Origin of the sequence: Microcoleus sp. PH2017_28_MFU_U_A (genome assembly GCF_020738035.1) — a bacterium.
In the GTDB taxonomy this organism is placed as follows: domain Bacteria; phylum Cyanobacteriota; class Cyanobacteriia; order Cyanobacteriales; family Microcoleaceae; genus Microcoleus.
The window spans coordinates 17176-26541 of the sequence record NZ_JAEQCX010000057.1; the positions used below are offsets into that span (position 1 = coordinate 17176).

Consider the following 9366-nt stretch of genomic DNA (forward strand, 5'->3'; position numbering starts at 1 on the left):
TTACTTCTTACCTGTTTTGCCTGTTTTACCAGCTTTGCGCCGGACGACTTCGCCGCTGTAGCGAATGCCTTTGCCCTTGTAAACTTCGGGCGGACGCACCGCGCGGATGCGGGCTGCTGTGTTGCCTACGAGTTCTTTGTCAATACCGGAGACAATGACGTTGGTGTTGCCTTCAACTGCCATGGTGATGCCTTCTGGAGGAGGCATTTCAACGGGCTTGCTGTAACCGACGTTTAAAATCAGGTTCCGTCCTTGAACCTGTGCCCGATAACCTGTGCCGATAATTTCCAGACGACGCTGAAAGCCTTGGGATACACCTTCGACCATGTTGGCGACAAGGGTGCGACAGAGGCCGTGCAATTGTCTGGCGACGCGAGATTCGTCCCGGCGGGTAACGAGTAAAGTCTCGCCTTCCATTCCTAGGAGGATTTCGGCGGGGATTACTCGGGAAAGTTCACCTTTAGGGCCTTTGACGGCTACTTTTTGACCGTCTAGGGTGATGGTGACTTTTGTGGGGATGCTAATCGGACGCTTGCCAATTCGCGACATAGTTTTTGTCCTTTGTTTTTAGTTTTTAGTGTTTGATTATTAGTATCTAGTTATTAGTCTTTAGCGATCGACTTTTGAGTGTTTTTCCATGGTATGCGTGATTAATGACTCGTAATAAACAAGTACAATTCGCCGACACTCATGAGTGGATAATCCCCAAATCTTAGACTTTTGTTTAAGCTTGCAGATTGAATGCTGCAAGTTAATCTAAAATCTAAAATCGACTGACTAATGACTAATGACTAATGACTACCAAACATAACAAAGCACTTCACCGCCTAAACCTTGGCGTCGAGCTTCTCGATCGGTCATAATGCCGCTGGAGGTGGAGATAATGGCAATGCCAATTCCGCCTAATACTCTGGGCAGTTCTTTGCGGTTCGAGTAAACGCGCAGTCCTGGTTTGCTGACTCGCTTAAGTGCCGTGATAATGGGCTTGCGAGTTTTACCTTTGTACTTTAGAGAAAGCACTATAGTTCGCTTTACGCCTTCTGGTTCTGCTTCTTCAAATTCGCTGATAAAGCCTTCGTTTTTGAGAACTTGGGCGATGCTACGGGTCATTTTTGTAGCTGGAATTTGTGTTGTTTGGTGGCGCGCCATGCAAGAATTGCGAATGCGCGTCAACATATCTGCTATGGTATCGTTAGCTGCCATGTGAAAGATCCTTACTCTACTGCTTAGTTGTCCCGGAAGGGCATTCCCATTTCTTTGAGCAAGGCGCGTCCTTCTTCGTCGGTGTTTGCTGTGGTGATAATTGAAATGTCCATGCCTCGAATTTGATCGATGCGGTCATATTCTATTTCTGGAAAGATTAGCTGTTCTCTCAGACCCAAGCTGTAGTTGCCGCGCCCGTCAAAGCTTTTGGGACTGATGCCGCGGAAGTCGCGGATGCGTGGGAGTGCGAGGTTGATGAGCCGATCGAGAAAATCGTACATCCGATCGCCCCGCAGCGTCACCATCACGCCGACTGGTACTCCTTTGCGGATTTTGAAGCCTGCGATCGCTTTTTTCGCGCGAGTCACCACTGGTTTTTGTCCGGTGATGATGGCAATTTCATTCAGCGACGAATCCAGTGCCTTAGCATTTTGAGAAGCTTCTCCCAAACCGCGGTTAACGGTAACTTTGATAAGTTTGGGAACCTGATGGATATTAGTATATTTAAACTGATCCATCAGTGTGGGAACGATTTTACCTTGATAAAGAACTTTGAGTTTGTCCGGCATAGTTTTGGTGTTTCGTTAACTGTCCCTGGGCTTGGTCAGGGAATTGTTCTTTGTCAGTTGTCAGTTGATAGTTGTCAGTTGTTAGTTGCCAATTAAGGACTAATGACTAATGACTGAGGACTAATGACTAATTATCGAGGATTTCTCCGGTTTTTTTGAGTTGTCGCAGTTTGCGGCCGTCTTCACTAAATGTATAGCAGACGCGGCTGGCGACTTTCTCTTTTTCGGAATAGTGCATCACATTTGAGCTGTGAATGGGAGCCTCAAAGGTGACGATTTTTCCCGATTCCCCTTCTTGTTGGGGTTTGACGTGCTTGGTTCGGATATTTACGCCTTTAACAATTACTTTGCTGACTTTAGGATATGTCTTTAAGATTTGTCCGACTTTTCCTTTCTCTTTGCCAGTAATTATTTGCACGGTGTCGCCTGCTTTGACGTGCATTCTGTAGCGCTGCGGTTCGCTAGTTGGTTTACCCTTTTTTCCGTACATTTTAAAGTACCTCTGGGGCTAAGGAAACGATTTTAGTAAAGTTTTTGTCGCGCAGTTCGCGGGCTACTGGGCCGAAAACGCGAGTGCCTTTGGGGTTGCCTTCGGGATTGATAATCACGGCTGCATTGTCGTCAAAACGAATGCTCATGCCGCTGTCGCGACGCAAGGCTTTGCGGGTTCTGACAATGACGGCTCTGACGACATCGGATTTTTTGACTGCCATATTGGGGATGGCGTCTTTGACGACGGCAATGATGACATCGCCGACTCCGCCGTAGCGACGGTTGCCGCCTCCCAATACGCGGATGCACATGAGCTTGCGGGCTCCGCTATTGTCGGCGACATTGAGGTATGTCTGGGGTTGAATCATGGTGATTGGGGAAAAGGTAATTTGATGCTTGCTAACTGCTAAGTGCTAATTGCTGCTAATTGATGGTTAATCACAGGGTCGATCGATCGAGAAAGCCGATCGCACTACGCGAGCAATTAGAAATTAACTGTTAACCCTTTGTTGCACCGAAAATCTCAGCAACCGTCCAGCGTTTGGTTTTGCTCAGAGGGCGAGTTTCAGTGATGCGGACACGATCGCCCGATTTGCACTTATTTTCTTCGTCGTGAGCTTTGTAGCGCTTGGTGCGGACTACGATTTTGCCGTATTTGGTGTGGGAGGAGCGGTTTTCGATCGCTACCACGACGGTTTTGTTCATTTTGTCGCTGACTACTACGCCAACTCGTTCTTTAACTGCCATACCTACCTATTGTTGTTGTGCAATTGAGTTTTTTTGAACTACTGTGCGAACCTCGGCTCGGCTGCTGCTAACTACTCGCTGACTGCGGTGGGAGCAGACTTGAGAGCTGCCTCAGCAGCGATTTGGCGTTCGCGTTCAACTGTCATTAATTGAGCCAGCCGGTGTTTGGCGTGCTTGAACAGGTGAGGCTTTTCCATGCGGCCGGTAGCTTGCTGAAGCCGCAAGTCCATTAGTTGGCGCTTGACGGCTAAAATTTGCTCTGCTACTGCTGCATCGCTTAATTCTCTAGCTTCTTTAATCTTGGTCAAAGACATAGTTGTGTGCTTTATCGTTAGCGGTCTAGTGAAGACAGAATTCTTTCTGATGCTGAAGACCGAAGGGAAAAAAAGTTGTACGTGCCAGATTTTAAATTTCTGACGAATGCAGACCTAATTCTACCTTCGATCGCCACTATGACGGGCTTTCTTCGCGGGTGATGAACTTGGTTTTAATCGGTAATTTGAAAGATGCCAAACGCATTGCTTCGCGGGCAATTTCTTCAGTGACGCCACCAATTTCAAACATAATCCGACCGGGTTTGACGACGGCCACCCAAAATTCCGGTGCGCCTTTACCAGAACCCATCCGGGTTTCTGCTGCGCGCTGGGTGACTGGTTTGTCGGGGAAAATGCGAATCCAGATTTTGCCACCCCGGCGGATATAGCGGGTCATGGCACGCCGTCCGGCTTCTATTTGGCGGGAAGTGATCCAGGCTGGTTCGACGGCTTGGAGGGCAAAGTCGCCAAAGCTAACTGAGCTGCCGCGGGTGGAAATACCGCTCATTCGCCCGCGCTGTTGTTTGCGGAATTTTGTTCTTTTAGGGCTTAACATGACTGGGGAATTCAGTAATTGGTAATCGGTATAGCGGACAGCACGAACTTACTCGCCCGGGATCTGTCAACTGTCAACTGTCAACTGTCAATTGTCAATTGACTGTTAGCCTTCGTTCGATCGATCTTCAAAGTTCTGACGGCGGCGCTTTTGTTTGGTGCGGGGCACGGCTGCATTTGGTGCGGCTTCTTGTTCCTGTCCGGGAATAATTTCGCCTTTGAAAACCCAAACTTTAATCCCGAGAATACCGTAGATGGTTTGAGCGGTGCAGTAGGAATAGTCGATGTCGGCCCGCAGGGTGTGCAAGGGGACTCGGCCTTCGCGCGTCCATTCTGTACGGGCGATTTCTGCGCCGTTGAGGCGTCCGCTAACTTGAATTTTGATGCCTTGAATGCCGACTTTTTGAGCGCGGGTGATTGCTTGGCGGACTACTCGGCGGAAGGATACGCGCCGTTCTAGTTGCTGGGCGATATATTCTGCGATCAGTGTGGCATCGGCGTCTACGCGCTGAACTTCAACGACGTTGATGCGAATTTGGCGGTTGTTGCCGAGTTGCTGCTGCAAACCGACGCGCAAAGTTTCGATACCTGCTCCGCCACGGCCTACGACTACGCCTGGTCTGGCGGTGAAGACTTCTAGGTCGATTTGATCGGCTTTGCGCTCAATTCTGACCGAGGAAATACCAGCATTACTGAGGGTTTTGCGGACGTACTTGCGAATTTTGAAGTCTTCTTGCAAGAGTTCTGGATAGTTTTTCGGGTCAGCAAACCAGCGAGAGCGGTGCTCTTGGGTAATGCCGAGACGAAAACCAATTGGATGTATTTTTTGGCCCATAATATTTGATGAGTTAATTGGTAATTCGTAATTGGTAACTGGTAATTGGTAATTGATGATTACCGATTTTTGGTCAACTTTAAGCTGTTTATTACCTATTACGTTTTTCCGTGGTTTAGTCTTCTAAAAGCGGAGCAACTATTACCGTAATGTGGCAAGTTGGCTTGCGGATTTGGTAGGCGCGACCTTGAGCGCGGGGTCTAAAGCGTTTGAGGACTGGGCCTTGGTCTGCGTAAGCTTGAGAGACTACGAGCTTGGTTTTGTCCAATCCTGCGTTGTGTTCGGCGTTGGCTACTGCCGATCGCAAAACTTTAACGATTGGTTCGCAGGCGCGGTAGGGCATGAATTCGAGTAAAATCAGCGCTTCTTGGTAGCTTTTGCCGCGAATTTGGTCGAGGACTCGGCGCACTTTGAAGGGCGATGTCCGGATGTAACGGGCGATCGCCTTAATTTCGGATGTGGTATCTATAACCATTTCGATTTGGGTAAGTAGGTAATTGGCAATTGGGAAAAAGGTAATTGGTAATTGAATGAAAAAATTTCGATTACCTATTACCTGTCACCTAATTTGGCTATCTTTTCGCCTTTTTATCACCACTTTTCGCGTGACCTCTAAAGGTGCGAGTGGGGGAGAATTCTCCGAGTTTGTGACCTACCATTTGGTCTGTCAGGTAGACTGGGACGTGCTGTCTGCCGTTGTGAACTGCGATCGTGTGACCTACCATTTGAGGCAGGATTGTGGAAGATCGCGACCAAGTTTTAATTACTTGTTTTTGGCCTGCGGCGTTGAGTTTTTCAATCTTTGTCATCAGATGATCTGCGACAAATGGGCCTTTTTTTAACGATCGAGACATGGTTTTGGTAATTAGTAATTAGTAGTTGGAATTGAATAGGGAAGAAAGTTGCAGGAATAAAAGAGTACGGACAACTTTTTCGTTGTTCCTTCTTCCTTCTTCCTTCTTCCTTCTTCCTTCTTCCTTCTTCCTTAACTTTGTCTGCCGCCCTTCCCACGCTTGGAAGATTTGCGACGGCGCCGGACGATTAAAGCGTCGCTGCGCTTGTTTTTGCTTCGAGTTTTGGCACCCAATGCTGGTTTGCCCCAAGGAGTCATAGGCCCCGGACGCCCGATGGGCGCTCTGCCTTCGCCACCACCGTGCGGGTGATCCACCGGGTTCATTACACTACCGCGAACGGTTGGTCTGCGACCTTTCCAGCGGGTACGGCCTGCTTTACCAAGGCTGATGTTTCTGGCGTCTGTGTTGCCAACTTGACCGATCGTAGCGTAGCAGTCGGCGCGGACTTTCCGTTGTTCGCCGGATGGCAGTTTGAGGGTGACGTAGCTACCTTCTTTTGCCATTAGCTGAGCGCTGGAGCCTGCGGAACGGACGATTTGTCCGCCTTTTCCTGGTACTAGCTCGACGTTGTGGACGCTGGTACCGAGGGGAATGTTCTTCAGGGGTAGGGCGTTGCCAATTTCGATCGGCGCGTCTGGGCCTGAGACAATTACTGTACCGACGTTTAAGTTGAGCGGGTGCAGGATGTACCGTTTTTCGCCGTCTTTGTAGAACAAAAGGGCGATGCGGGCGTTGCGGTTGGGGTCATATTCGATCGCCTTGACGGTAGCAGGAATGCTGTGTTTGTCGCGGCGGAAGTCGATCGTTCTATAAAGCCGTTTGTGACCGCCTCCCCGGTGGCGACAGGTAATGACGCCTCGGTTGTTGCGGCCTTGTTTGGTGTGCTTGTTGCTAGTTAGAGACTTTTCAGGCTCTGACTTGGTAATCTCAGCGAAGTCCGAGACGGTATGTTCCCGGGTGCTGGAGGTATAAGGTCGGTAAGAACGAATGCCCATAATCGCTTTTAGATTTTAGATTTTAGACTTGGGATTTTGGACTTGACAGTTTTGGATTTTAGATTTGGGATTAAGTTAACTTGCGAGTTTCCTGGATGGGAAGTTTGCATCAGTTAACTGGAATCTAAAATCTAAAATCTAAAATCCAAAATTGGCTAAACTTCTGGGAATAGGAGTTTGCGGATCGAGTCTCCGTCTAGCAGAGTTACTGTTGCTCGCTTGTAGCAAGGTTTAAAGCCGACGAATTTACCTACTCGGCGCTTTTTTCGCGGCGGGTTTTGGGTGTTGACGCCAATGACTTTGACCTTAAATAGTTCTTCGATTGCAGCTTTGATTTGAGGCTTGGTCGCTTTTGGCGCTACGTCAAATGTGAATTGATTTAATTCCATCATTCGGGTAGCTTTCTCGGTGAGAATCGGACGCTGGATCAAATCTGCGTAGTCGCGGGGGTCGATTTTACTCACCGTAAATCTCCTGAATTTTTGCTATGGCTGTAGAGGTGACGATTATTTTGTCAGCCGCGAGAACGTCGTAAACATTCAGAGAAGTTGCCAAGATGACGTTGACTAATTCGATGTTGCGTCCTGACAGGTAAACGTTGAGTTGCGGTTCTGGCAAGATTAACAGAACTTTTTTATGGGCTTCGATACCCCAACGGGCGATCGCACTTAGCAATTCTTTGCTTTTCGGTCTCGGAAATTGCTCTGCAAATTCTTCAACCACAATGATGTCTTCGGTACGGCTAAAGAATGCTGTCCGCAAAGCGAGACGGCGTTCTTTTTTGTTCATTTTGACTTCAAAGTCTCTGGGTTTCGGTCCGAAGATGACACCGCCGCCCCGCCACAACGGAGAACGGATCGAACCTGCTCTGGCTCGACCTGTGCCTTTTTGACGCCAGGGTTTGCGGCCGCCGCCTCTAACTTCCGATCGAGTTTTGGTGCAAGCATTCCCTTGACGGGCGTTGACCATTTGCCGTCTCAAGGCTCTGTGAACGATGTGAGACGCATTTTCTTCTTTGGCTACGCGAAGCTCTAAAGTTGTTTCTCCAACTTCTTCGCCTTGCCAATTTCGCACTACACAGTTAACCATATCTTTTGTCCTTTTTCCTTTGTCAGTTGTTGGTTGTTAGTTGTTAGTTGTCAGTTGTTGGTTGTTATTTGTTGATTGTTAGTTGTTAGTTGTTGCTAATAACCAATAACCAATAACAAATAACCAATAACCAATAACTACCACCCAACTTTTTTCTCAGGAACAACATTGACTAAGGCGCCAGCTTTTCCGGGAACTGCTCCCTTGATCAGCAACAAATTCTGCTCTGCATCCACCCGGACAATTGTCAGTTTGCGGACGGTAACTTGAACGTTGCCCATGCGTCCTGCCATTCTTTTACCGGGATAGACGCGTCCGGGAGTGGTTCCAGGTCCGATCGATCCAGGTTCGCGGTGATTCTTAGAACCGTGAGACATGGGGCCGCGTTTGAAGTTGTGGCGCTTTTGAAAGCCTGCAAAACCTTTACCGATGCTGGTACCGATGACATCTACGATTTGTCCCGGTGTAAAAGCGTCTGCTTTTACTTGTTGGCCTAATTCAAAGGAACTGGTATCTTCCAAGCGGTATTCGTGCAAGTGGCGCAATGGATTCGCCCCCGACTTGGCAAGGTGTCCCAATTCTGGCTTGTTGAGAGCCTTTGGTTTTACTTCTTCGTATCCAATCTGAATGGCAGTGTAGCCATCAGTTTGTTTAGTTTTGATTTGAGTTACTGTACAAGGCCCTGCTTGTATGACGGTGACGGGGATTGCTCTCCCTTCAGCGTCAAACACTTGAGTCATGCCTAGTTTAGTGCCAAGAATGCCTACAGACACGGATTTTTTTCCTTTTATTTACGCAAGAGGTTTCGGATTGCGAAGTTTACGTCAATCCGCTTGCTCTTGTGCAGAAACATCTATTTCAGTGTTCCTGCAATTAACTGTTATCAACCAACAGCTTTCCTCGGTGTTTAAAATTTGAGTTTTAAATTTGGGAGCGAGCTTGTGGAAGTCTTGCAAGGGTTGAGATTCTAGGTTTTTTACCTATTCGATCTCCGAGTTTAATGTCGGTCTTGCTTATTTGGGCTAGGACTTGAATAGCAAGCTACTCAGTATCCTTTCACAGCGCCAGTTAACAATATTACATGAAGTGTTTGTTATTTGTCAAGGCCTTTTTTGATAACTTTTCGCCTCAGCTTTAGCATTTATAATACTTTAAGCTCGCAATGGGCGATCGACCAAATTTTAAACAGCAGGCTAGACAAATTTATGGGACTGATTACAACTGGTGCGGATATGATTCGGGATTTGGAAAAGTCGGGGTCGCTAGCCCTGTACGTTCCTTTAGAGGGAGGATTTGAGGGCCGTTACCTGCGACGGCTGCGGGCTGCCGGCTACGGTGCGTACACGATTACGGCGCGGGGTTTGGGCGATTTGGCGATGTATTTGACCGGAGTTCACGGGGTGCGGCCGCCGCATTTGGGCAAGAAAACTACTGGTAATGAAGGGGCTGTGGGTTACACCTACTATGTACCTCCGATGTTGCAAACTCAATTAGATAATTTGCCGCCAAAATCAAAAGGACTGGTGCTTTGGATTATTGAAGGGCAGGTTTTGTCGAGTCAGGAAGTTGAGTATTTGACTGTTTTGCCGACGCTAGAGCCGCGAGTTAAAATAGCAGTAGAGATGGGGGGCGATCGAGCTTTTAGCTGGAAGCCGCTTAAAAACGCTTTAGTTGCAGCTTAAATTCGGGTATTTGCGATCGCAAATCAACTAA

16 protein-coding genes are annotated in these 9366 nt (G+C 48.1%); 1 reads left to right on the forward strand and 15 read right to left on the reverse strand.

What is annotated here, in order from left to right:
* The 15 genes from rplF to rplC all read right to left on the reverse strand — a co-directional run bounded on the left by rplF (position 1) and on the right by rplC (position 8426).
* Positions 1-549 (reverse strand): 50S ribosomal protein L6, encoded by a 549-nt coding sequence (gene rplF, locus JGK14_RS14360; RefSeq protein ID WP_293133866.1) that lies wholly within the window; start codon positions 547-549, stop codon positions 1-3.
* Positions 550-798: 249 nt separating this feature from the next.
* On the reverse strand, positions 799-1203 hold the full coding sequence (gene rpsH / locus JGK14_RS14365; protein ID WP_194010353.1) for a 30S ribosomal protein S8: 405 nt from the start codon (positions 1201-1203) through the stop codon (positions 799-801).
* A gap of 23 nt (positions 1204-1226) precedes the next feature.
* Positions 1227-1772 carry a 50S ribosomal protein L5 gene (gene rplE / locus JGK14_RS14370; protein ID WP_293150725.1) on the reverse strand — a complete coding sequence of 182 codons (546 nt, stop codon included), beginning with the start codon at positions 1770-1772 and terminating at the stop codon, positions 1227-1229.
* 127 nt (positions 1773-1899) lie between these two features.
* Positions 1900-2262: a 50S ribosomal protein L24 gene (gene rplX, locus JGK14_RS14375; RefSeq protein ID WP_293175986.1), complete on the reverse strand. Its 363-nt coding sequence runs from the start codon at positions 2260-2262 to the stop codon at positions 1900-1902.
* 1 nt (position 2263) lies between these two features.
* On the reverse strand, positions 2264-2632 hold the full coding sequence (gene rplN, locus JGK14_RS14380; RefSeq protein WP_193973611.1) for a 50S ribosomal protein L14: 369 nt from the start codon (positions 2630-2632) through the stop codon (positions 2264-2266).
* 130 nt (positions 2633-2762) lie between these two features.
* Positions 2763-3011 carry a 30S ribosomal protein S17 gene (rpsQ, locus tag JGK14_RS14385; protein WP_293175988.1) on the reverse strand — a complete coding sequence of 83 codons (249 nt, stop codon included), beginning with the start codon at positions 3009-3011 and terminating at the stop codon, positions 2763-2765.
* 71 nt (positions 3012-3082) lie between these two features.
* Positions 3083-3325: a 50S ribosomal protein L29 gene (gene rpmC / locus JGK14_RS14390; protein ID WP_293133890.1), complete on the reverse strand. Its 243-nt coding sequence runs from the start codon at positions 3323-3325 to the stop codon at positions 3083-3085.
* A gap of 136 nt (positions 3326-3461) precedes the next feature.
* Positions 3462-3881, reverse strand: a complete 420-nt coding sequence (rplP, locus tag JGK14_RS14395) for a 50S ribosomal protein L16 (protein ID WP_293175990.1) — start codon at positions 3879-3881, stop codon at positions 3462-3464.
* Between the two features lie 105 nt (positions 3882-3986).
* On the reverse strand, positions 3987-4715 hold the full coding sequence (gene rpsC, locus JGK14_RS14400) for a 30S ribosomal protein S3 (RefSeq protein WP_293133893.1): 729 nt from the start codon (positions 4713-4715) through the stop codon (positions 3987-3989).
* Positions 4716-4830: 115 nt separating this feature from the next.
* The gene (rplV, locus tag JGK14_RS14405; RefSeq protein ID WP_193973606.1) at positions 4831-5190 is read right to left on the reverse strand and encodes a 50S ribosomal protein L22; all 360 of its coding nucleotides are present in this window, start codon (positions 5188-5190) and stop codon (positions 4831-4833) included.
* 97 nt (positions 5191-5287) lie between these two features.
* Positions 5288-5569, reverse strand: a complete 282-nt coding sequence (gene rpsS, locus JGK14_RS14410) for a 30S ribosomal protein S19 (RefSeq protein WP_041623488.1) — start codon at positions 5567-5569, stop codon at positions 5288-5290.
* 131 nt (positions 5570-5700) lie between these two features.
* Entirely contained in the window at positions 5701-6564 is an 864-nt protein-coding gene (gene rplB / locus JGK14_RS14415) for a 50S ribosomal protein L2 (RefSeq protein ID WP_293175992.1), read from the reverse strand.
* Positions 6565-6719: 155 nt separating this feature from the next.
* Entirely contained in the window at positions 6720-7028 is a 309-nt protein-coding gene (locus JGK14_RS14420) for a 50S ribosomal protein L23 (protein WP_293133910.1), read from the reverse strand.
* Positions 7021-7653, reverse strand: a complete 633-nt coding sequence (gene rplD / locus JGK14_RS14425; protein ID WP_293175994.1) for a 50S ribosomal protein L4 — start codon at positions 7651-7653, stop codon at positions 7021-7023. Before rplD ends, JGK14_RS14420 begins: the two co-directional genes overlap by 8 nt.
* Positions 7654-7790: 137 nt before the next feature.
* On the reverse strand, positions 7791-8426 hold the full coding sequence (rplC, locus tag JGK14_RS14430; protein ID WP_293133914.1) for a 50S ribosomal protein L3: 636 nt from the start codon (positions 8424-8426) through the stop codon (positions 7791-7793).
* Positions 8427-8858: 432 nt separating this feature from the next.
* Here rplC and JGK14_RS14435 point away from each other — a divergent pair, with 432 nt between their 5' ends.
* Positions 8859-9335 (forward strand): NAD(P)H-quinone oxidoreductase subunit N, encoded by a 477-nt coding sequence (locus JGK14_RS14435; RefSeq protein WP_293133916.1) that lies wholly within the window; start codon positions 8859-8861, stop codon positions 9333-9335.
* Positions 9336-9366 lie beyond the last annotated feature (31 nt).